General features: G+C 73.4%; 23 protein-coding genes. 8 read left to right on the forward strand and 15 right to left on the reverse strand.

Annotation, left to right across the window (positions count from 1 at the left end):
• Positions 1 to 31: 31 nt before the first annotated feature.
• Positions 32 to 538 (reverse strand): MarR family winged helix-turn-helix transcriptional regulator, encoded by a 507-nt coding sequence (locus ACF08D_RS24120; RefSeq protein ID WP_392225070.1) that lies wholly within the window; start codon positions 536 to 538, stop codon positions 32 to 34.
• A gap of 22 nt (positions 539 to 560) precedes the next feature.
• Here ACF08D_RS24120 and ACF08D_RS24125 point away from each other — a divergent pair, with 22 nt between their 5' ends.
• Positions 561 to 1,067, forward strand: a complete 507-nt coding sequence (locus tag ACF08D_RS24125) for a carboxymuconolactone decarboxylase family protein (RefSeq protein ID WP_392225072.1) — start codon at positions 561 to 563, stop codon at positions 1,065 to 1,067.
• Positions 1,068 to 1,213: 146 nt separating this feature from the next.
• Positions 1,214 to 2,374: an alpha/beta hydrolase family protein gene (locus ACF08D_RS24130; protein ID WP_392225074.1), complete on the forward strand. Its 1,161-nt coding sequence runs from the start codon at positions 1,214 to 1,216 to the stop codon at positions 2,372 to 2,374.
• Here ACF08D_RS24130 and ACF08D_RS24135 read toward each other — a convergent pair.
• Positions 2,358 to 2,618 carry a DUF397 domain-containing protein gene (locus ACF08D_RS24135; RefSeq protein WP_392225076.1) on the reverse strand — a complete coding sequence of 87 codons (261 nt, stop codon included), beginning with the start codon at positions 2,616 to 2,618 and terminating at the stop codon, positions 2,358 to 2,360. The genes ACF08D_RS24130 and ACF08D_RS24135 overlap by 17 nt on opposite strands.
• Positions 2,615 to 3,418, reverse strand: coding sequence for a helix-turn-helix domain-containing protein (locus ACF08D_RS24140; RefSeq protein WP_392225599.1), 804 nt, complete (start codon positions 3,416 to 3,418; stop codon positions 2,615 to 2,617). The genes ACF08D_RS24135 and ACF08D_RS24140 overlap by 4 nt, the downstream gene beginning before the upstream one ends.
• 97 nt (positions 3,419 to 3,515) lie before the next feature.
• Here ACF08D_RS24140 and ACF08D_RS24145 point away from each other — a divergent pair, with 97 nt between their 5' ends.
• Positions 3,516 to 3,926 (forward strand): hypothetical protein, encoded by a 411-nt coding sequence (locus ACF08D_RS24145; protein ID WP_392225078.1) that lies wholly within the window; start codon positions 3,516 to 3,518, stop codon positions 3,924 to 3,926.
• Positions 3,927 to 4,026: 100 nt separating this feature from the next.
• Positions 4,027 to 4,941, forward strand: coding sequence for a hypothetical protein (locus ACF08D_RS24150; protein WP_392225080.1), 915 nt, complete (start codon positions 4,027 to 4,029; stop codon positions 4,939 to 4,941).
• A 9-nt stretch (positions 4,942 to 4,950) separates the two neighbouring features.
• On the opposite strand, the gene ACF08D_RS24155 is transcribed toward ACF08D_RS24150, so the two are convergent.
• Positions 4,951 to 5,637 (reverse strand): GDSL-type esterase/lipase family protein, encoded by a 687-nt coding sequence (locus ACF08D_RS24155; RefSeq protein ID WP_392225082.1) that lies wholly within the window; start codon positions 5,635 to 5,637, stop codon positions 4,951 to 4,953.
• Between the two features lie 59 nt (positions 5,638 to 5,696).
• Between ACF08D_RS24155 and ACF08D_RS24160 the strand changes: the two genes are divergently transcribed.
• Positions 5,697 to 6,689: a WD40 repeat domain-containing protein gene (locus ACF08D_RS24160; RefSeq protein WP_392225084.1), complete on the forward strand. Its 993-nt coding sequence runs from the start codon at positions 5,697 to 5,699 to the stop codon at positions 6,687 to 6,689.
• 244 nt (positions 6,690 to 6,933) lie between these two features.
• On the opposite strand, the gene ACF08D_RS24165 is transcribed toward ACF08D_RS24160, so the two are convergent.
• The 3 genes from ACF08D_RS24165 to ACF08D_RS24175 all read right to left on the reverse strand — a co-directional run bounded on the left by ACF08D_RS24165 (position 6,934) and on the right by ACF08D_RS24175 (position 9,149).
• Positions 6,934 to 7,731 (reverse strand): tetratricopeptide repeat protein, encoded by a 798-nt coding sequence (locus ACF08D_RS24165; protein WP_392225086.1) that lies wholly within the window; start codon positions 7,729 to 7,731, stop codon positions 6,934 to 6,936.
• Between the two features lie 159 nt (positions 7,732 to 7,890).
• Positions 7,891 to 8,265, reverse strand: a complete 375-nt coding sequence (locus ACF08D_RS24170; protein WP_392225088.1) for a YbjQ family protein — start codon at positions 8,263 to 8,265, stop codon at positions 7,891 to 7,893.
• Positions 8,266 to 8,360: 95 nt separating this feature from the next.
• Entirely contained in the window at positions 8,361 to 9,149 is a 789-nt protein-coding gene (locus tag ACF08D_RS24175) for a TetR/AcrR family transcriptional regulator (RefSeq protein ID WP_392225090.1), read from the reverse strand.
• 114 nt (positions 9,150 to 9,263) lie between these two features.
• Here ACF08D_RS24175 and ACF08D_RS24180 point away from each other — a divergent pair, with 114 nt between their 5' ends.
• Complete coding sequence (locus ACF08D_RS24180; RefSeq protein ID WP_392225092.1) at positions 9,264 to 10,268, forward strand: ATP-binding cassette domain-containing protein; 1,005 nt, start codon at positions 9,264 to 9,266, stop codon at positions 10,266 to 10,268.
• Positions 10,265 to 11,167 (forward strand): ABC transporter permease, encoded by a 903-nt coding sequence (locus tag ACF08D_RS24185; protein WP_392225094.1) that lies wholly within the window; start codon positions 10,265 to 10,267, stop codon positions 11,165 to 11,167. Before ACF08D_RS24180 ends, ACF08D_RS24185 begins: the two co-directional genes overlap by 4 nt.
• 74 nt (positions 11,168 to 11,241) lie before the next feature.
• Here ACF08D_RS24185 and ACF08D_RS24190 read toward each other — a convergent pair whose 3' ends face one another.
• The 8 genes from ACF08D_RS24190 to ACF08D_RS24225 all read right to left on the reverse strand — a co-directional run bounded on the left by ACF08D_RS24190 (position 11,242) and on the right by ACF08D_RS24225 (position 18,832).
• Positions 11,242 to 11,901 carry a DUF4360 domain-containing protein gene (locus tag ACF08D_RS24190; protein WP_392225096.1) on the reverse strand — a complete coding sequence of 220 codons (660 nt, stop codon included), beginning with the start codon at positions 11,899 to 11,901 and terminating at the stop codon, positions 11,242 to 11,244.
• Positions 11,902 to 12,172: 271 nt separating this feature from the next.
• The gene (gene serC, locus ACF08D_RS24195; RefSeq protein ID WP_392225098.1) at positions 12,173 to 13,291 is read right to left on the reverse strand and encodes a phosphoserine transaminase; all 1,119 of its coding nucleotides are present in this window, start codon (positions 13,289 to 13,291) and stop codon (positions 12,173 to 12,175) included.
• Positions 13,292 to 13,372: 81 nt separating this feature from the next.
• Entirely contained in the window at positions 13,373 to 14,608 is a 1,236-nt protein-coding gene (locus ACF08D_RS24200) for a cytochrome P450 (RefSeq protein ID WP_392225601.1), read from the reverse strand.
• 80 nt (positions 14,609 to 14,688) lie between these two features.
• On the reverse strand, positions 14,689 to 15,906 hold the full coding sequence (locus tag ACF08D_RS24205; RefSeq protein WP_392225099.1) for a cytochrome P450: 1,218 nt from the start codon (positions 15,904 to 15,906) through the stop codon (positions 14,689 to 14,691).
• The gene (locus ACF08D_RS24210; protein ID WP_392225101.1) at positions 15,903 to 16,514 is read right to left on the reverse strand and encodes an ATP/GTP-binding protein; all 612 of its coding nucleotides are present in this window, start codon (positions 16,512 to 16,514) and stop codon (positions 15,903 to 15,905) included. The genes ACF08D_RS24205 and ACF08D_RS24210 overlap by 4 nt, the downstream gene beginning before the upstream one ends.
• Complete coding sequence (locus ACF08D_RS24215; protein ID WP_392225103.1) at positions 16,495 to 16,863, reverse strand: DUF742 domain-containing protein; 369 nt, start codon at positions 16,861 to 16,863, stop codon at positions 16,495 to 16,497. The genes ACF08D_RS24210 and ACF08D_RS24215 overlap by 20 nt, the downstream gene beginning before the upstream one ends.
• Entirely contained in the window at positions 16,860 to 17,267 is a 408-nt protein-coding gene (locus tag ACF08D_RS24220; RefSeq protein WP_392225105.1) for a roadblock/LC7 domain-containing protein, read from the reverse strand. The genes ACF08D_RS24215 and ACF08D_RS24220 overlap by 4 nt, the downstream gene beginning before the upstream one ends.
• The gene (locus tag ACF08D_RS24225) at positions 17,264 to 18,832 is read right to left on the reverse strand and encodes an ATP-binding protein (protein ID WP_392225107.1); all 1,569 of its coding nucleotides are present in this window, start codon (positions 18,830 to 18,832) and stop codon (positions 17,264 to 17,266) included. Before ACF08D_RS24225 ends, ACF08D_RS24220 begins: the two co-directional genes overlap by 4 nt.
• Before the next feature lie 253 nt (positions 18,833 to 19,085).
• Here ACF08D_RS24225 and ACF08D_RS24230 point away from each other — a divergent pair, with 253 nt between their 5' ends.
• The gene (locus tag ACF08D_RS24230) at positions 19,086 to 19,439 is read left to right on the forward strand and encodes a hypothetical protein (protein ID WP_392225109.1); all 354 of its coding nucleotides are present in this window, start codon (positions 19,086 to 19,088) and stop codon (positions 19,437 to 19,439) included.
• The last annotated feature ends 1 nt before the right edge of the window (position 19,440 follow it).

Raw genomic sequence — 19,440 nt, forward strand, 5'->3', positions numbered from 1 at the left:
GGTGGCGACAACTCGCCGACCGGCGGCGTTGTCACGCCCCGCCCAGCCACCCCGCCGCGTCGAGCCGGAAGGCACCGGCGGGTACGACGCTGCGCAGGGCGTCCTCCAGGTCGCCCACGCGCCGCGCGCCGAGCGTCCGTGCCCAGTCCGCCCGCAGCTCGTCGAAGATCGCGGCCGAGCGGGCCAGGGCGTCCAGGCCGCGCGGGGTGAGCCGGACGAGTTTGCGGCGGGCGTCGGCGGGGTCGTCGGCGCGCTCGGCGTACCCGAGGGCGACGAGCCGGTCGACGGTCTTGCCCGCCGCCTGCTTGGTCACCCCGAGCCGCCGCCCCACCTCGCTGGCGGTGGCCCCGCCGGGGCCGATCGCCTGCATGGCGAACCCGTGCGCGGGCCGCACGTCCGGGTGGCCCTGGGCCGCGAGTTCGGCGTGGAGGCGGTCGATGAGGGTGCGGAAGCCCGCGAAGAGCAGGAGCGGGAGTTCGTACCCGGGAGACCCGTTGCCCTCTTCGACAACCTGGTTTACCTTATTGTCGTCAACCATGTTGTCCATTCTAGGAGCGGCCATGTTCACCGACCACACCCTCGCGTCCGCGCCGCCCGCCTCCCGCCCCGTCATGGAGGCTGTCGCCGCCCGCTCCGGCGGCCACCTCCCGCCGGCCGTCGCCCGCATGGCGGCCTCGCCCGAGCTGCTGGAGGGCTTCATGAGCCTCACGGCCCTGTTCGACCGGACGACGCTCGACCCCCTCTCCCGCGAAACGGTGATCATGACCGTCGCGGCCCGCAACGGCTGCCAGGTGTGCGTGGACCTCCACACCCGCAAGCTCCGCGCCCTCGGCGCCGACCCGGCCGTCGTCACCGCCCTCCGCGACGGCACCCCCCTCCCCGACGAACGGCTCGCCGCCGTACGCCGCTTCGTCGAGGCGGCGTACGCGACCACGGGCGAGGTCGCCGACGAGGACCTGGCCAACTTCCTGGCCCACGACTACACGGAACGCAACGCCCTGGAGGTGGTCATGGGCATCGGTACGTACACGATGTCGACGTTCGCGAACCGCCTCACGCGCGCGTAGGGCGGGCGTGAAATCCCGCCGCCATGCGCGGAGTTGAGTTCGGAAGCATCGGCCCCAGGGCGGAGACCGCCGTCGCCCTGGAGTGCCATGGTGTTCGGGCTGTAGGCGGACGACCCGGGGAGGGGGCGCTGCCTAGCCTCGGCGGTATGAATCGACTGCCTCGCGGCGCTGCCGCCGCACTGCTCGGTCTGTCCCTCGCCCTGCTCGGTACGGGCGTGTCCCATGCCGCGCCCGCCGCGCCCGCCGCCCCGGCCGCCGAGGACTCCCGCGTACGGCTCCAACTCCCGGCGCCCACCGGGAAGTACGCCGTAGGGCGCGACACCCTGCACTTGGTCGACCGGGGCCGGCCCGACCCGTGGGTGCCCGCGTCCGGGGCGCGCGAGCTGATGGTGACCATGTACTACCCGGCCCGGCCCGGGGGCGGCCGGACCGCGCCGTACATGACCAAGGGCGAGGCCCAGGCGTTCATCGACGACCGGGAGCTGACCGGCCTGGTGTCCGCCACCACCCTCGCCGGGACCCGCACCCACTCCCGCCCCGGCGCCGCGCCCGTGCACGGCAAGCACCCGCTGGTCGTCCTCTCGCCCGGCTTCACCGTGAACCGCGCCACCCTCACCCTGCTCGCCGAGGAACTGGCCAGCCAGGGGTACGTCGTCGCCACCGTCGACCACGCCTACGAGTCCGTCGGCACCGCCTTCCCCGGCGGCCGGCTCCTCGACTGCGTCTCCTGCGCGCAGATCAAGCCCGGCGGCTACGGCGTCGTGCCCCCGGTCCGCGCCCAGGACGTGTCCTTCCTGCTCGACCGGCTGCTCGCCGACCGCCACCCCGCCTGGCGCCACGCCCGCACCATCGACCGTACGCGGATCGGCATGGCCGGCCACTCCATCGGCGGCGCCTCCGCCATGTCCACCATGGCCCGCGACCAGCGCGTCCTCGCCGGGGCCAACCTCGACGGCTCGTTCATGGAACCCGTCCCCGCGAACGGCCTCGGCGGCCGGCCCTTCATGCTCCTCGGCACCGGCGACGACGACACCTCCTGGAACCGCGACTGGCCCCTCCTCGACGGCTGGAAGCGCTGGCTGAGCGTCACCGGCTCGGGCCACTTCACCGCCACCGACGTCCCCGTCCTCGGCGACCAGCTCGGCCTGCTGCCCCCGGACGAGCCCCTGTCCGGCAAGCGCTCGCAGGAGATCACGCGCGCGTACGTCACGGCCTTCTTCGACCTGCACCTCAAGGGCCTGGACCGCAAGCTCCTGGACGGCCCCGTCGCCGCGCACCCGGAGGTCGTCTTCACCAAGAAGGGCTGATGGCCCTCCCCCTCTCCTCCGCCACGAAGGCCGCCCACGCGGCGGGGGAGAGGGTGAGCGCGGGGCGGGCGGTGTCCTTGGAGTCCCGGACGTGCACGGCGTGGGGGCAGAGGGCCACCTCGACGCAGTCGCCGCCCTGCTCACTGCTGTACGTGGACTTGGTCCAGGCGAAGGCGACCTCGACGCAGTTGCCGCCCTGCTCGCTGCTGTAGCTGCTCTTGAACCAGTTCAGGTCGGTGCTCATAGCTCGGTTGCCACCTGTTCGATGAGTGTCGCGGAGTCTTCCGGGTTGAGAGCCTGTGCCCGCAGGGTGCCATACCGGGCGAACGCGTCTCCCAGCTCGGGTTGTTCGCTCAGAAAGTAGCGGCCGCTCAGCCCCTCGACGTAGACCAGCTGGCTCTGGCGCTTGGCCGTCTCCAGCAGGACGAACGGGCCGCTCAGCCCGGCATGAGTGTGCCGGTCCTCCGGCATGACCTGAATCTCGACGTTCCGCAGCCGTCCGATGTCGAGGATGTGCAGAAGGTTCTCGCGCAGCACCTTGCGCCCGCCGATGGGGCGACGCAGTGCCACCATCTCCAGGACGAAGCGGATGAGCGGTGCAGGCTTCCGGTGGAACAGCCGGTGCCTGGCCAGCCTGGCCGCGACCATTGCTTCCAGCTCATCGTCCTCGTACGGGGGACTGGCACACGCGAAGACGGCCCGTGCGTACGCCTCGGTCTGGAGCAGGCCGGGGATCAGATGGTTCTCGTACGAATGGATGCCCGCTGCCGTGGACTCCTCTTCCAGATAGTCCTCGAACCAGGCGGGCACTCCACTGGCAGTGACCTCCTGGGCCACCTCCAGCAGTGCACCTTGTGCACAGAGCAACTCATCCGCCAGTTCAGCGAAGTTGCCCCTCGGTCGGCGCTTCCCCCGCTCGATCATCGCCACCTGCGACTTGGAGTAGCCCGTCTCCCGGCCCAGCCGCTCCTGGGAGACCTTGGCCCGCTCCCGGTAGAAGCGCAGCAGCCGGCCGAACGCCTTCGCGGCGCCGGGACTGCCCATGGTGTCGTTGTTCACGCCCGTCCTCCCCAGGTGCACAGCCCCGCACAAACGCCTTGTGGCGCTGGTCACAGTAGAGCCGGACCGGAAGGCTGGCCGCATGAATCCGCGCTTTTCACTTGACAGGGTTCCGTCCTGGATTCCCGCCTCCGGTCACGCCCTGCGCCACGCGGGCATCCACTTCGACGCCGTACGGATCAGGGGGATGCTCGGCGAGGAAGTGGCCTACCGGCTCATGGAGTTCACGGACTTCCAGGCCGGTCCGATCGTCCGGGAGCTGGCCGGGGAGCGGAACCTCTACTTCCTGCTGCCGCCGCAGACCGCCGCCGCGCATCAGTGGCCGGCCGGGACGCGGGCGCTCAGCCGGAGCGGGCGAAGTCTGGCCTTCGTCGGGGTCCCCGCGCTGGACGGGCTGACCTGGCCGCTGGACTGGCGGTCGCGGCCCACGGACGAAGTGCCGTTCGTCGAACCGGACTTGTTGCGCGAAATGGTCGAACATGCTGTACGGTAATCGCGCCAACACGCTCCGTGCCAGACATGGGGCGGTCCCCGGCGGTGCGCCAACACCGTCCGAGGACCTTCATCACCAGTGGAAAGCAGGTCCACCAGAAATGCTTCGGCATGCTATCGCGCCCGAGCGGCGCTTCACCAAGGTCTCGCACGATCTCGTACGCCACCGGCGTCTGGGCAGCGACGCGAAGTTGCTGGTCATCTACGTGCACGGGCTCCCCGAAGCCGAGGCGGCCAAGCCGCTCGGCGACCACGCCGAGGCGCTGGGCATGAGGCCCCGGGCGTTCCAGCGGGCGAAGGAAGAGCTGGTGATGTGCGGGTTCTTCCACCAGTGGCGGTCGCAGCGCGAGCGGGGGCGCTGGGTCACCGACCAGTTGCTGTCCAACCTCCCCCTCACGGGGGAGCAGGCGACCCGGCTGTGGGACGGACAGGAGCCGCCCGCCCCGCCCGTTCCTCCGGAGCGCCCGGCGCCTCCGACTGTCCCGGAACGGGCGGTCGGTGAACCGGAGCCCCCGGTGGTCGGTCCTTCTCCGGTAGAAGAAGACTTGGGGAAGAACACTCCCCACCCTCCACCCGAAGTGGCCGCGGCCGAAAGCGTGTTGCTGTCGCTGCGGCACAGCGACCGCTCGCTGTGGCTGGGCGCCCGGGAGGTACGGGGGCTGGTGGACGCGGCGGCCGAGTGGCTGCGGCGCGGGTTCTCGACGGCCGAGCTGCACCACGCCCTGACGGCCGGGCTGCCGCCCGGTGGTGTCCGCTCTGCCGTGGGCTTCCTGCGGCACCGGCTGGCTGAGAAGCTGCCGCTGCCGGTGGTGGAGGCGCCCCCGCCCGCCGTACGGGAACTGGTGCCCTGCGCCGGACCGGGGGACGAGCACGTCTTCCGCCCGGTCGGCGACGAGACCCACTGCGGCCCGTGCCGCCAGGCCGCCGCGTACGCCCGCTACGCCCCACGCCCGGCCGCCGAGCGGCAGCCCGCCTCCTGGCGGACCCGCCTCCAGGACGCCGCCGGGCCCGGCTGACGGGTGGGCCTAGGCGCGGGGGACGTACGGTCCGCCCAGGCCCCATGCCTGGTGCATCGCCGTGGCGAAGGCCGCCGCGAGCTTGTGCTCGCCCGTGGGGCCCGGGTGGGTGCCGTCGTAGGTGTCGGTGTCGATGTCGTACGACTCCGGCACCGAGGCCAGGAGCAGCGGGGAGCCCGGCTCGTCGAGGTCGGCGACCGCCTTGGCCAGCAACTCGTTGAAGCGGGCGCACTCGGCGGCGAAGGGCGCGTCGTCACGGGCCCGTATGTTCGGGATCACGGGGAGCAGGACCGCCCGGACGTGCGGGTTCGCGGCGCGGGCCCCGGCGACGAAGGCGTGGACGTTCTCGGACGTCTGGTCGCTGTTGGTGTAGAAGCCGAGGTCTATCAGGCCGAGGGCGACCAGCAGGACGTCCGCCCGCTGCGCCGTCACGGCCTCGCGTATCAGCGGGGCCATGTGCAGCCAGCCCTCGCCCCAGCCGGACAGGTGCCTGCGGGCGGGCGCGGGGAAGGCCGGGTCGGCGTACCGGTGCGAGACGGGGGCGTCGGCGGCCGTCTCGTACAGGCCGGTGCGGGGGCCGACGATCTCGTACGGGCCCGGGAAGGCCGTGTCGAGGTGCTGCCACATCCGGTAGCGCCAGGTGTAGTCGCCGGCGCGTCCGATGGTTTGGCTGTCGCCGACGAACATGAAACGCATGGGGGCCATCATCGCCGACCCCGGGCCGCCGGGGCGATGTGACCATGGACACTGGGATCATGCGTTCGTTGCGTACGACTCTGGTGGCGTCCCTCGCCGTGCCGGCGGTGGTGCTGTCCGCCGCCCCCGCTCCGGCCGACGACGGGTCGTTCACGCTGCGGGACCCCCGGATCACCGAGTCCAGCGGGCTCGCCGCGAGCCGGGCGCACCCGGGGGTCTACTGGACGCACAACGACCAGGACGGGCCACGGGTGTTCGCCGTCGACGCGCGGACCGGCCGGACCGTCGCGACGGTCACCCTGCGGGGGGTCGGCACGCCCCGCGACATGGAGGCGATCTCGGTCGGGCCGGACGGCTCGGTGTACGTGGGGGACATCGGGGACAACCTCGACGGGTCCTGGTCCCATGTGTGGATCTACCGCTTCCGGGAGCCCGCGGAGCTGCGCGACCAGACGGTGGACGCCACGCAGTTCACCGCCGTGTACGCCGACGGGCCCCGGAACGCCGAGGCGCTGATGGTGCACCCGGTGACCGGGCGCGTCTACATCGCGTCGAAGAACGAGGACGGCGGCGGGCTGTACGAGGGGCCCGCGCGGCTGAGCGACGGCGGGCGGAACGTCTTCCGGCGGGTGGGCGAGGTGCCGTGGGTGACGGACGGGGCGTTCTCGCCGGACGGCCGGGAGCTGGTGCTGCGGAGCTACTTCAGCGCGCGGGCGTACGCGTGGAAGGACGGGCGCCTCGGCGCGGAGCGGCGGCTGAGCGCCCCGATCCAGCGGCAGTCGGAGTCGGTGACGTACACGGCCGACGGGTCGGCGCTGATGTACGGCTCGGAGGGCGCGGGCAGCGGGGTGGAGCGGGTCCCGGTCGAGGGCGGGCCGACCGCTCCGGGCGGGGGCGCCTCGCCGTCGCCGGGCGCGTCGTCCCCGCCGCCGGGCGGTACGGACGCGGGCGGTGGCGGTGGCGGCGGGAACGCGACGGTGGGTGCTTTGGTGCTGGTGGGCGCCGCCGCGCTGTTCCTGCTCCTGAAGGGGCGGCGCCGGGGGCGGGGGTGAGGGGCGGGCCGGGGCCCGGGTCGGCTCTGGGCGGTGCTCACGGCCGGGTGCTGTGCCGCTTCGCGCGGGGCCCCGGGCGGGGGCCGCGGTCCCGGGCGGGGGCCGGGTCGGTCCCGGGCGGGGGCCGCTTGGCGGGTGCGGGTGCTGTGCTGCTTTGAGCGGGGTCGGTCCCGGGCGTACGGGCGGAGGTCGGGCCCCGGCGTACGGGCTCAGCGGCCGTGAGCCCGGGGCCCCGGGCGCGGGCTCAGCGGCCGTAGCGGCGGCGGCGCAGCAGGGTGAGGTTGTGGGCGGCGTCGGCGTCGCCCGCGCGGGCCGCCCGGCTGTACCAGTGGTCCGCGCCGTCGAGTTCGCCGCGCTCGCGCAACAGGTTGCCCAGGTTGTACATGGCGTCCCGGTCCTGGGCCTCGGCCGCCCGCAGGTACCAGCGCTCCGCCTGCTCGGTGTCGCCGCGCCGGTGGAGGAGGAGCCCCAGGGCGTAGGCGCCCTTGGGGTTGCCCGCGTCGGCGCTCCGCCGGCTCCAGCGCTCGGCCTCCACCAGGTCGCCCCGCCCCTCGGCGCGGACGGCCAGGTTGTACATGGCGGTCGCGTCGCCGGACTCGGCGGCCCGGCGCAGCCACTCGTGGCCGGACCCGTCGCCCTGGGCGAAGAGGAACATGGCGTAGTCGTTGGCGGCCTCGGGCACCCCGGCGCGGGCGGCCCGGAGGTAGTGGGGTGCGGCCTTGTCGGCCTCGCCCCGGGCGTGGTGCAGGCAGCCGAGCCGGTAGGCCGCCAGGTCGCTCCCGGCCGCGAGCGCCCTGGTCCACCACTCCAGGGCCTCGGCCGCGTCCCGCCGGAGGACGGCCAGTTCGCCCAGTTCGACCATGGCCCCGACGTCGCCCTGGGACGCGGCCTCCCGCAGGACCGGTTCCGGCCGGTCCGGTATGGGGAAGGGCGGCTGCTCGTCGCCGGTCGCCCGGCGCGCCTGATGGCGCATCATTAACTGGCGGCCCGCCCACAGGGCGAGGACCAGCGCGAGTCCCGCGTACACCAGCCAGCCGTCCACCAGAGCCCGCCTCCCCCTCCACGGTGGCCCGCTCCCGGGCCGGTGCCCCCATGCTTCCCCGCGCCCACGCGCCCGACACGGCCGCGGCGGCGGCACGGCACGCGGGAAGCGGGAAGAGGTCGGTCAGGCGGGAAGAGGTCGGTCGGGCGGAGAGGTCGGTCAGGCGGACGCCGGGGTCAGGACGACGGCCGTACCGTACGCGCACACCTCGGTCCCGACGTCCGCCGCCTCGGAGACGTCGAAGCGCATCATCAGCACGGCGTTGGCGCCCCGTGCCGATGCCTGCTCCATGAGCCGCTCCATCGCCTGGTTGCGCGTCTCGACGAGGGTCTTGGTCAGACCCCGGAGCTCGCCCCCCACCAGGGACTTGAGGCCCGCGCCGATCTGACTGCCCAGGTGGCGGGAGCGCACGGTGAGGCCGAAGACCTCACCGACGACCTTCTCGACCCGGAAGCCGGGCACGTCGTTGGTCGTCACGACGAGAACGCCGCTCCGCTCGGCACCGGGGCCACCGCCGAAATCTTCGATACCCATGACGCCCACCCTCTCCGGGCACGTCTTCACCCGCACCCGGGGGAGTCCGAACGGGCGCCGGCCGGCTCCCGCGACCCGCCCGGCCGCGCCGGTCCCTACGACTCGGCCGTGCGGGCGGCGGCTCGGGTCACCATCGACTCGAAGCCGTCCATCAGGGCGCGCAGGCCGAAGGCGAAGTGGTCGAAGTCGGCCGAGAACGTGTCGTCGGCCAGGGCGGCCAGGAGGGGGAAGCCGCCGCTGGCCATGGCGCGGTCCAGGAAGGGGACCTGGCGGCCCCAGAACTCCTCGTCGGTGACGCCGGTCTCCCTGACCGCCTCGACCGTCTCGGCCTCCATCCGGGCGATGCCCGTGACGAAGCTCTGGACAGTGATGATCACCGAAATGGTCTCGGGGTCGGTCAGGCCCATCCCCTTGAGGCCGGCCAGCGCGAACTCCAGGCTGCGCAGGGCGCTCGGGCCGAGGACGGTGCGGGTCTGGTTGACCTTCAGCAGCCAGGGGTGGCGGCGGTAGAGCTCCAGCTGGACGCGGGCCATGCCGTCGACGGTCACGCGCCAGTCGGCGGCCGGGTCGCCGGCGGTGTCGATGAGGTTTCCCTGGACGCGGTCGAGCATCAGGTCGAGCAGCTCCGCCTTGCCGGGGACGTACCGGTAGAGCGACATGGTGCCGGTGCCCAGCTCTGCGGAGAGCCGCCGCATCGACACCGCGTCCAGCCCCTCGGCGTCGGCGACCTCGATGGCGGCGCCGACGATCCGGTCCAGCGTGAGGCCGCGCTTGGGGCCGCGCGAGGGCGGCTCGCCCGTGCCCCACAGCAGTTCGAGGCTGCGCGCGATGTCGCCGCTGCCGCTCGTCGCGGTCGTCTTGCCGGGCGCCTTGTCGCTGGTCATGGCGTCAGCGTAAATCACCGCCACCGCTCCCCGCCGAAAAACTGGGTACGCCGTACGCGCAATGGGGTACGGTGTACTCAGTTTCGGCGGGAGAACCGTGAACGGGAGGCGTGCATGGAGGACTGGGCGGTACGGGCCGAGGGCCTGGAGAAGCGGTACGGGGAGAAGCGGGCGCTGGACGGGTTCGACCTCGCGGTGCGCCCCGGCACCGTCCACGGACTGCTGGGCCCCAACGGGGCGGGCAAGACCACGGCGGTGCGGGTGCTGGCCACACTGCGGCGCCTCGACGGCGGCCGGGCCGAGGTCGCCGGGGTCGACGTGGCCCGCGAGCCGCGCCGCGTACGCGGCCTGATCGGGCTCACCGGCCAGTACGCGGCCGTCGACGAGATCCTGACCGGCCGCCAGAACCTGGAGATGTTCGGCCGGCTGTTCCACCTCGGCGGGCGCCGGGCCCGGTCCCGGGCGGCCGAGCTGCTGGAGCGGTTCGGCCTGGCCGAGGCGGCCGACAAGGGCGTCGACGGCTACAGCGGCGGGATGCGCCGCCGGCTGGACCTCGCCGCGTCCATGATCCTCGCGCCGCGCGTGCTCTTCCTGGACGAGCCGACGACCGGTCTCGACCCGCGCGGGCGCGGCGAGGTGTGGGACGCGGTGCGGCACCTGGTCGCGGGCGGCACCACCGTGCTGCTGACGACCCAGTATCTGGAGGAGGCCGACAAGCTGGCCTCCCGGATCACGGTCATCGACCGGGGCCGGGCCATCGCCGACGACACCCCCGAGGCGCTGAAGGACCGCGTGGGCGGCGACCGGGTCGAGGTGGTGGCCGCGCACGCGGTCGACCTGCCGCGCGTCGCCGCGACCGTCGCCCGGGTGTGCCTGGGCGAACCGCGCGTCGACGAGGCCGAGCGCCGGGTGCACGCGCCCGTCGCCGACCGGGTCGTGGCGCTCACCGAGGTCGCCCGCACCCTCCAGGACGAGGGCGTGGCGGTGGAGGACATCGGACTGCGCAGGCCCAGCCTCGACGACGTGTTCCTGCGCCTGACCGGCCACGCGACCGAGGAGCGGGCCGGGGAGGACACCGGCCGGGAGGAGGAGCACGAGAAGAAGGTGGTGGCGGCATGAGCACGACGACACGTACGACTGCGAGTACGAGTACGAGTACGGGGACGGGGCCGGGCCCGGCCGCCGGTGCGGGCGCCGCGCTCGCACCGCTCGCCGGACGCGGGCGGCTCTACTGGGCCGTCGCCGACTGCGGCAACATCGTCCGCCGGCAGCTGACCCACTACCGGCGCAAGCCCGTCTACATTGCCTGGCAGCTCGGCTTCCCGATCCTGTCGGTCCTGCTGTACGGGTACGTCTTCGGCGGCGCGATGAAGCCGCCGGGCGGCGGCGGGGCCGCGGACTACCGGGACTTCCTGATGCCGGGCATGTTCGTGATGACGATGGCGTTCGGCTTCATCAACACCGCGACCGCCGTCGTCACCGACGCCAACAAGGGCGTCATCGACCGCTTCCGCTCGATGCCCATGGCGCCTTCCGCCGTGGTCACCGGGCGCGGGGTCACCGACGCGGTCATCGCCTGCGCCGAACTGGCCATCCTGGCGGGCACGGCGTTCATCATGGGCTGGCGCTCCGACGGCGGGTTCGTCGCCACGGTCGGGGCGTTCGGACTGCTGCTCCTGCTGCGCTACTGCCTCACCTGGGTGGGCATCTGGCTCGGGCTGCTGGTGCCCGACCCGGAGGCGGCCGGCGGGCTGTTCGCGGTCGCCTTCCCGCTGACGATGATCTCCAGCGTGTTCGTCCAGCCCGGGACGATGCCGGGATGGCTCGGCACGCTCGCCGCGTGGAACCCGATCTCCTCCACCGCGGCGGCGACCCGTGAGCTGTTCGGCAACCCCGGTGCCGGGGGCGGCAGCTGGGTCGAGCAGCACGCGGTGCTGATGGCGGTGGTGTGGCCGGTGGTGCTGACGGCGGTGTTCCTGCCGCTGGCGGTACGGCGCTTCCAGCGGCTGAGCCGGTAGCGGCGTACGACGGGGAAGCGGTCGTACGGCGAGAGGGCGGGCCCGCGGAGGGGGCGCGGGCCCGCCCGGTCCGGTTACGCCGGGCACTCCTTCCAGGCCAGGCGGTAGACGGTGTTGATCTCGCCGTCCGTCGAGTCCATCGTCATGAAGCTGTTGGTCTTCTTCGGGTCGGACGTGCCCACGTTGACCCGCAGTTCGGTGTTGATGTTGAAGTTCCGCTTCGTCCCGCAGGGCGCCCAGACCAGCTGGCCCCAGTCGGTCTCGTCGGTGGCCTGCCAGTTGTCGTCGTACGGGCCCTGGTACGGGTGGCTGCGCTGGGCCGTGTCGGGCGAGCCCTGGAAGTAGTAGGACGCCTTCTGGACGGCGGTGGCGCCGCGCTCCAGCTTGGCGTAGCCGCGGTAGTCGGCGCCGGCGACGGCGTAGGTGAAGCCGCCGGGGACGTGGACGATCAGGTTGAGCTGGCAGTTCTTGCGGAAGTCGGTGGGCTCCGCGCCCACGCCCACCTGGGCGAGGTAGTCGCTGTACGTCACCGTGAAGGCGGTGTTGTCCGGGGCCACCGCGATGGCGGCCGTGCCCTGGCGGCAGCCCGACCCGTTGACGGTCGCGATCTCGATCACGATCTTGTCGGGCGGGGCGACGATGCCGGCCGAGGCCGGTGCCGGGGTGAGGACGGTCGCCGCGAGTGCCGTGGCGACGGCCGTACCGGCCATCAGGGCCCGGGGTCTTCTGGACATGGGTCTCCGATCGGTTGCCGGTCGAAGTGGGGGGTCCAACCGTGGATGGTGCGTACATGTCAATCCCCGGTGGTGGTGCTCCCGGAGTGCTACGGATCGTAGGGACCCCTGAGACGGCTGGGTAGAGCGGTAATCGGCCGGATACGGAACCTCCGCAACCGCTCCCCCTGGCCGGAAGCCGCACCCCCGGGCCGCCGCCCGGTGCAGACGGGGTCGCAGCACGCGAAGGGCCCCGACCCGGGTGGGTCGGGGCCCCTGGGGCGTACCGCCGTTACAGCTTCTCGATCACGTAGTCGACGCAGGCCGTCAGGGCCTCGACGTCCGCCGGGTCGATCGCCGGGAACATCGCGACCCGCAGCTGGTTGCGGCCCAGCTTGCGGTACGGCTCGGTGTCCACGATGCCGTTGGCGCGCAGCACCTTGGCGACCGCCGCCGCGTCGATCTCGTCCGCGAAGTCGATCGTGCCGATGACCTGCGAGCGCTTCGCCGGGTCGGCGACGAACGGGGAGGCGTACTTGGACTCCTCGGCCCAGCCGTACAGCGTCCGCGCGGAGGTCGCCGTGCGCCGCACCGACCAGTCCAGACCGCCCTGGCCGTTGATCCACTTCAGCTGCTCGTTCAGCAGGAACAGCGTGGACAGCGCCGGGGTGTTGTACGTCTGGTTCTTCAGCGAGTTGTCGATCGCGGTCGGCAGCGAGAAGAACTCCGGGACGTGCCGGCCCGAGCCGTGGACCTTCGCCGCCCGCTCCAGCGCCGCCGGGGAGAACACGCCGATCCACAGGCCGCCCTCGGAGGCGAACGACTTCTGCGGGGCGAAGTAGTAGACGTCCGTCTCGGCGATGTCGACCGGCAGGCCGCCCGCGCCGGAGGTCGCGTCGACCAGGACCAGCGCGCCCTCGTCGGCGCCCTCGACGCGCCGGATCGGCGCCGCGACACCCGTGGAGGTCTCGTTGTGGGTGAACGCGTACACGTCCACGCCCGCCTCGGCCGCCGGCTCCGGGTGCGTACCCGGCTCGGAGGAGATCACGGTCGGCTCGGCGAGCCACGGCGCCAGCTTCGACGCCTTGGCGAACTTGGACGAGAACTCGCCGAAGGACAGGTGCTGCGACTTGGTCTCGATCAGTCCGTGGGTCGCGACGTCCCAGAAGGCGGTAGACCCGCCGTTGCCGAGGATCACCTCGTAGCCCTCGGGCAGGGAGAACAGCTCGCGCACGCCCGCGCGGACCTCACCGACCAGGTTCTTGACCGGTGCCTGGCGGTGGGAGGTGCCGAGCAGGGAGGTTCCGGTGGCGGCCAGGGCGTCCAGCGCCTCCGTGCGCACCTTGGAGGGGCCCGCGCCGAAACGGCCGTCGGCGGGCTTGATGTCGGTGGGAATCTGGATCTCAGCCACGAGTCGGAGCCTAGCCCCTGACGGACACGGCGGAGGGCCGTGTCCGTCGGGTGAGACGGGGATCTCGTGCCGGGCCGGGCGTCAGCCGAGCCGTACGGGCAGCTCGAAAAGATCGTTCTGCGTGACCACCGGCTTGTTGCGCAGCTCGGACGCGGGCACCGCCAGCGCGAGCCCGGGGAACCGCTCGTACAGGGCCGGCAGCGCCACCCCCGCCTCCAGCCGGGACAGCGCGGCACCCGGGCAGACGTGCGGCCCGTGGCCGAAGGAGATGTGCCGGTTGGGGGAGCGGGTGATGTCGAACACCCCGGCCGTGGGGCCGTGCTGCGCCTCGTCGCGGCCGATGGCCCCGTACGACACGATCAGCGCCTCGCCCGCGGGCAGCGTCCGGTCCCCGACCCGTACGTCCTCGGTGGCGAACCGGATCAGGACGTGCGAGGTGGGCGTCGAGAAACGCAGGGTCTCCTCGACCACCGCGTCCCAGCCCACCGTCCCGGAGCGGACCAGATCGAGCTGGTCCGGATGGGCCGCCAGGTTGACGACGGCGTTGACGATCAGCGAGATCGTCGTCTCGTGGCCCGCCGCCACCATCAGCTGGAGGGTGGAGACGATCTCCGCGTCGGTGAGGTGGTCGCCGTCCTCGGACGCGGCGATCAGCGCGCTGGTCAGGTCGTCCCCGGGGGCGGCGCGGCGCGCGGCCACCACGTTGCCCATCATCGCCGCCAGCTCGCCGAGGGTGGCCACGACCTCCTCGGGCGGCGTCTGGGTCGAGAAAAACTTGTCGAACAGCACCTTCAGCCGCGGGTGGTCGGCCGGGTCGATGCCCATGAGATCGCTGATCACGTACATCGGCAGCGGGTACGCGAACGCGGCCTTCAGGTCCACCGTGCCGTCCGCGGACTGCGCCGCCAGCGCCGCCACGTCGTCCAGCAGCCCCGCGGTCAGCTCGGCGATCCGCGCCCGCATCAGCTCCACCCGCCGCGGGGTCAGCGCCTGCGCCACCAGCGCCCGCATCCGGCGGTGGTCCTCGCCGTCCACGGTCAGCATGGACCGCCCGGGGTTGGCCAGGCCGATCAGCGGCCAGTCCGCCGGTATCTCGCCCCGCCGCCAGGCGCCCCACACCTCGATGTCCTTGACCAGCCGCCGGTCGGTGAGCAGCGCGCGCGCCTCCGCGTGGTGGGTGACCGCCCACACCGGCACCCCGCCCGGCAGGACGACCCGGGCGAGCGGCCCGGCCGCGCGCAGCGCCGCGCTCTCGCCGTCGAGGTCGGTGACGAAGGGGTCGAGCACGATGGGCTCTTCGACGGCCGGTCCGGGCACGGCGGGGTCTTCGGCGGCCGGTCCGGGCCCGGCGGGGTCTGCGGCGGCCGGGTCTTCCACGGTCGGTCTCTCCACGGGGTTCACGCGGTGCCTCCGAGGGCGGGGGTCGGGGTGAAGGTCACGGGCAGGTCGGTCAGGCCGCGCAGCCACGGCGAGGGGCGGCGGGTCAGCGCCTGGGCGGGGACGGCCAGTTCCAGGTCGGGCAGCCGGTCCAGGAGCACCTCGATCCCGGTCCGGGCGATCACCTCGGCGATCTCCTGCGCGGGGAACGGGCAGCGGTGCTCGCCGTGCCCGAAGGAGAAGTGGGCGCTGTTGCCGCCGGTGAGGGCCGAATTGTCGATGTGCACCTGCGGATCGGCGTTCGCGGCGGCCAGCCCCAGCAGGACCAGGTCCCCGGCCTTGATGTGCCGCCCGCCCAGGTGCGTGTCACGCGAGGCCCACCGGCCGGCGACGTTCTGGGTGGGGGTGTCCGCCCACAGCACCTCGTTCATCGCCTCGGCGACCGAGTGGCGGCCACCGGAGAGGGACGCGGCGAACCGGTCGTCGGTCAGCATCAGGCGCACCGAGTTGCCGATCCAGTCGGCCGTCGGCTGGTGCCCGGCCGCCATCATGACCATCAGGTCCTGGGCCATCTCCTCCACCGAGAAGCCGGACGGGTCGGCCAGCATCCGGGAGGCGACGTCGTCGCCCGGTTCGGCCCGCTTGGCGGCGAGCAGGGCGACGATCGACCCGGCGAGGTGCTGCTGCCCGTCGAGGGCCCGCTCCCGGCCGTCGATCATGTCGTTGAGCGCGGTGACCAGGCCGGGCCCCTGCGCGTCGGGCACGCCGTAGATCTTCACCAGCACCCGGACCGGCAGCAGCATCGCGTACTCGGAGACCAGGTCCGCCCGGCCGGTGCCGCAGAACGCGTCGACCAGGCCGTCCGCGTACTCCTCGGCGTACCGGCGCAGGGCGAAGGGGTCCACGGACTCCAGGGCCGTCTCGATCATCCCGGCGCGCTGGCGGTGCCGTTCGCCCACGGTGTAGAGGATCGACGGCTGCTTGCGGCCGATCATCGGCAGCAGCGGCCAGTCGTCGGGGATGCGGTCCCACTGGTTCCACAGCTCCGAGTCCCGGCTGAACAGGACCGGGTCGCCGGTGACCTGGTGCAGCTCGCGGTAGTCGAGCACCAGCCAGGCGGGGACGTCCCCGTCGAGGAGCACCGGGGCCACGGCGCCGTGCTCGCGCCGCATCTCCCGGTACAGCCGGGCGGGTTCGGTCTGGAACCGGGGCCCGGACAGGGGTACGGGGGCGGTCATGCGCGGGTCTCCCGGAGGGCTCGGTCCTGGGCGTGGAGGCGCTGGAGGTGGGTGACGAGCGTGATCAGCACGTACTTGCTGGAGGAGCGGTCGCGGGCGTCGCACTCCACCAGCGGTACGTCGCCGGGGAGGTCGAGCGCGTCCCGGATCTCCTGCTCGGTGTGGGCCGGGCCGCCGAAGTCGTTGCACGCCACGATGAACGGCATGCCGTGGTGCTCCAGCCGGTCGATCGCGTACCAGGAGTCGGCCAGGCGGCGGGTGTCGACCAGCACCACCGCGCCCAGGGTGCCGGAGAAGAGGCGGTCCCACAGGAACCAGAAGCGCTCCTGGCCGGGTGCGCCGAACAGGTACAGGACGTTGTGCGCGTCGAGGGTGATGCGGCCGAAGTCGAAGGCGACGGTGGTGGACGTCTTGCCGCGCACCTGGGCGACGTCGTCGACGTCCTCGCCGGCGCGGGTCATCGTCTCCTCGGTGTTGAGGGGGCGTATCTCGCTGACCGAGCGCACGAGGGTGGTCTTGCCGACCCCGAAACCGCCGACGACGACGATCTTCAGACCGTTGTCGGCGGTGCTGGTCAGCGGTGTCCGTTCAGAGATTGCGGAGTCCAACGAGCACCTGCTCCAGGATGTCGGGGTCGGGAAGGCGGTACGTGCCGGGCACCGCGGCGTTGCGCGGGTGGCGGGCGCTGATCCGGCCGGTGGCGAGCAGGTCGGACAGCAGCACCCGCACGATGCCGACCGGCAGGCCGAGCCCGGCCGCCACCTCGACGACCGCGGTGGGCCGCCGGCACAGGCGCAGGATCGCCGCGTGCTCGGACTGCATGCCGGGCGCCGGCTCCGACTCGGCCACCACCAGGGTGACGAGGTCGAAGGGCGTGTCCGGGGCGGACCGGGTGCGCCCGCCGGTCAGGGTGTAGAGCCGGTCCGGGGACTCGTCCCGGTGGCTCGCGGGGCTCACGGGGTGCGGGGCTCGGCGTGCAGGTGCTCGCCGAGCTGCTCGACGAGCTCGCTCATGTTGTGCCCGACGAGGCCGACGTCCGCGTCCTCGGTGGCGACGACCGCGAGGTGGGCGCCCTCGCCGGCCTCCACGATCAGCAGGACACCGCCGTAGAACTCGGCCATCGCGGACCGTACGCCGCCGGTGCCGTCGCCGAACTCCATGGACGCGCCCTGCGAGAGGCTCTGGATGCCGGCGGCGATGGCGGCGAGCTGGTCGGCCTGGTCGACGGACAGCTCGGGCGTCCGGCACAGCTTGAGCCCGTCGCGGGACAGCACGAGCGCGTGCCGGGCTCCGGGCGTGCGCCCGAGGAGGTTCTCCAGGAGCCAGTTGAGCTTCTCGTCGGTGGTGGGGCCGGTGGTCATTCGGGGGTGCCTTCCGTGGTGGTGCGGACCGCTTGGCGGAAGCTGCTGAACCTGCCCGCCGAGCGGGTGCGCGCGGCGGCGTCGGCGGGCGGGGCGGGGACGGTGGGGGTGCCGTCGGGGTGGGCGGCGGCGAGGGTACGGCCCCGGCGGCGCCGGGGCAGCCCGCCGGGGGTGGTGCTGTCGGGTGCGCCGGTGCCGGTGCCGGTAGTGCCGGGGGTGCCGGTGGTGCCGGCGGGCGTTTCCGTGGCCGTGGCCGGGGGCGCGGGGGGCGTTTCCGCGGCGGGGGACGCGGGGGGCGTTTCCGCGGCGGGGGTCGCGGTGGTGGTCGTTCCGGAGACGGCGGGTGTGGACGGGCGGGCCCGGGTGACCAGTTCGTGCGGAATCATCATCAGCGCGCCCGTGCCGCCGCGCGCCGAGGGGCGGAAGGACACGGTCAGGCCGTGCTTGCGGGCGAGCCGGCCGACGACGGCGAGGCCGAGCCGGGTGCCGGACAGGCCGGTCAGGTCGGTGCCGCCGTCGCTCACGGCGCGTTCGGCCCGGCGGAGCTGGACCTCGCTCATGACCAGACCGCTGTCCTCGACGGTGACCACCAGTCCGGCGGGCACCTCCTCGACGTACACATGGACTTCGGCGGTGGGCGGCGAGAAGTTGGCCGCGTTGTCGAGGAGTTCGGCGAGGGCGTGCATGACGCCCTCGGCCGCGTGCCCGGCGATGGCGGCGTCGCTGGTGGTGTGCAGGCGTACACGCCGGTAGCCGGCGATACGGCTCATCGCGCCGCGCAGGACGGACTCCACCACGATGGGCCGGGCCCAGCGGCGGCCGGAGCGGGCGCCGGTGAGCACGGCGACGGAGTCGGCCAGGCGGCCGGCCTGGGCGGTGCGGTGGTCGAGGTGGAGGAGGTCGGTGAGGACGTCCTCGTCGGCGTGCCGGTGCTCCATCTCGCGGAGGTCGGCGAGCATGCTCGTGGCCAGGGCCTGCATGCGGCCGGCGGCGTTGGCGCAGGCGGCCACGGCGGCGGCGCGGGCGGTCTCGCTGCGGGCGGCGGCGGCGCGGGCGCGCTCGGCCCGTGCGCGTGCCTCGGTGACCTCGCGCTCGGCCGCCACCCGCAGCTCGGCGAGGGCCCGGTCGGCCTCGGTACGGGCCTCGGTGACGGCGCGGTCCGCTTCGGTGCGGGCCTCGGTGACGGCGCGGTCCGCTTCGGTACGGGCGTCGGTGACGGCGCGGTCGGCCTCCGCACGCGCGCGTGCGACCGCCCGGTCCGCGTCGGCGCGGCTGCGGGCCGCCTCCGCCCGCGCCTCGGCGACGGTACGGGCGGTGTCGGCGGCGCGGCGGGCGGCCTCCTCGCTGAGCGCGGCGGTGCGTGCGCGCAGTCGGCGGGCCGAGTCGAGGGCGTACGCGGCGGTGGTGACCGCGGCGGTCAGCAGCACGGCCGCCAGGCCGGCGCCCCACGCCACCGGCGCCCGCACGGACCCGGGAGCGGCGGCCACCGCCGCCGCGCAGAGGATGCCGGTGACGGCGGCCGAGATCAGCAGGGCCGGCGCGACGGGCCGGAGAGAGGGGCGCAAGTCGTCAGTCCTCAGGGCGTGTGGGTATCTGGAGCCGTCAATTCCCAAACAATTCCGGGTCACTATAAGAGAACTGACGATCACTTTGGGAAGTTCTTGTGCGATCTCGGACGGGGATCACAACGGAACCCCCGCGAAGTCGCCCCGACCCGGCGCCCGTTCCGGTCCGGAGCCCACGCCGGAGGACGGCTCGAAGTGGTGGTTCTCACCCGGCGGACCGGTATTTTCGGGACCCGGACGGAAGGAGCACTCCGTGGGACCCGCAGATGAACCGCTCCCGCGCCCGGAGCGGTCCGCCGGCGCCCTGCGCGCGGCCCTGGCCGAGGTCGCGCCGGCCCGGCTGGACGAGATGCGGCGCACGATGGACGAGGCTCTCGCCCTGTCCGTCGACACGAAGTCGCCCACCCCGGTCCAGGCGTGGCTGCTGCGCTGGGCCCGCGACATCGAGATCGCCCGGCGCCCCGACCTCCGCCTGCGCCACCAGCACGCGCAGGACGTACTGGACGGCTACGAGAACGGCGTACACGACGACGAGGAGGCCGTGGACCAGGCGCTCGCCGAGATCAGCGCCGTACTGGACGCAGCACAGCGAGCGGTACGCGGCTGAG

Origin of the sequence: Streptomyces sp. NPDC015131 (assembly GCF_043079975.1) — a bacterium.
Taxonomy (GTDB): domain Bacteria; phylum Actinomycetota; class Actinomycetes; order Streptomycetales; family Streptomycetaceae; genus Streptomyces.

Excerpts from the sequence above, each read along its gene's own strand:
- ACF08D_RS24220 (WP_392225105.1), bottom strand. The coding sequence starts at position 17,267 with ATGACCACCGGCCCCACCACCGACGAGAAGCTCAACTGGCTCCTGGAG.
- ACF08D_RS24125 (WP_392225072.1), top strand. The coding sequence starts at position 561 with ATGTTCACCGACCACACCCTCGCGTCCGCGCCGCCCGCCTCCCGCCCC.
- ACF08D_RS24160 (WP_392225084.1), top strand. The coding sequence starts at position 5,697 with ATGCGTTCGTTGCGTACGACTCTGGTGGCGTCCCTCGCCGTGCCGGCG.
- ACF08D_RS24135 (WP_392225076.1), bottom strand. The coding sequence starts at position 2,618 with ATGAGCACCGACCTGAACTGGTTCAAGAGCAGCTACAGCAGCGAGCAG.
- ACF08D_RS24150 (WP_392225080.1), top strand. The coding sequence starts at position 4,027 with ATGCTTCGGCATGCTATCGCGCCCGAGCGGCGCTTCACCAAGGTCTCG.
- ACF08D_RS24190 (WP_392225096.1), bottom strand. The coding sequence starts at position 11,901 with ATGTCCAGAAGACCCCGGGCCCTGATGGCCGGTACGGCCGTCGCCACG.
- ACF08D_RS24140 (WP_392225599.1), bottom strand. The coding sequence starts at position 3,418 with ATGGGCAGTCCCGGCGCCGCGAAGGCGTTCGGCCGGCTGCTGCGCTTC.
- ACF08D_RS24120 (WP_392225070.1), bottom strand. The coding sequence starts at position 538 with ATGGTTGACGACAATAAGGTAAACCAGGTTGTCGAAGAGGGCAACGGG.
- ACF08D_RS24175 (WP_392225090.1), bottom strand. The coding sequence starts at position 9,149 with ATGACCAGCGACAAGGCGCCCGGCAAGACGACCGCGACGAGCGGCAGC.
- ACF08D_RS24145 (WP_392225078.1), top strand. The coding sequence starts at position 3,516 with ATGAATCCGCGCTTTTCACTTGACAGGGTTCCGTCCTGGATTCCCGCC.
- ACF08D_RS24170 (WP_392225088.1), bottom strand. The coding sequence starts at position 8,265 with ATGGGTATCGAAGATTTCGGCGGTGGCCCCGGTGCCGAGCGGAGCGGC.
- ACF08D_RS24155 (WP_392225082.1), bottom strand. The coding sequence starts at position 5,637 with ATGCGTTTCATGTTCGTCGGCGACAGCCAAACCATCGGACGCGCCGGC.
- ACF08D_RS24205 (WP_392225099.1), bottom strand. The coding sequence starts at position 15,906 with ATGACCGCCCCCGTACCCCTGTCCGGGCCCCGGTTCCAGACCGAACCC.
- ACF08D_RS24185 (WP_392225094.1), top strand. The coding sequence starts at position 10,265 with ATGAGCACGACGACACGTACGACTGCGAGTACGAGTACGAGTACGGGG.
- ACF08D_RS24180 (WP_392225092.1), top strand. The coding sequence starts at position 9,264 with ATGGAGGACTGGGCGGTACGGGCCGAGGGCCTGGAGAAGCGGTACGGG.
- ACF08D_RS24130 (WP_392225074.1), top strand. The coding sequence starts at position 1,214 with ATGAATCGACTGCCTCGCGGCGCTGCCGCCGCACTGCTCGGTCTGTCC.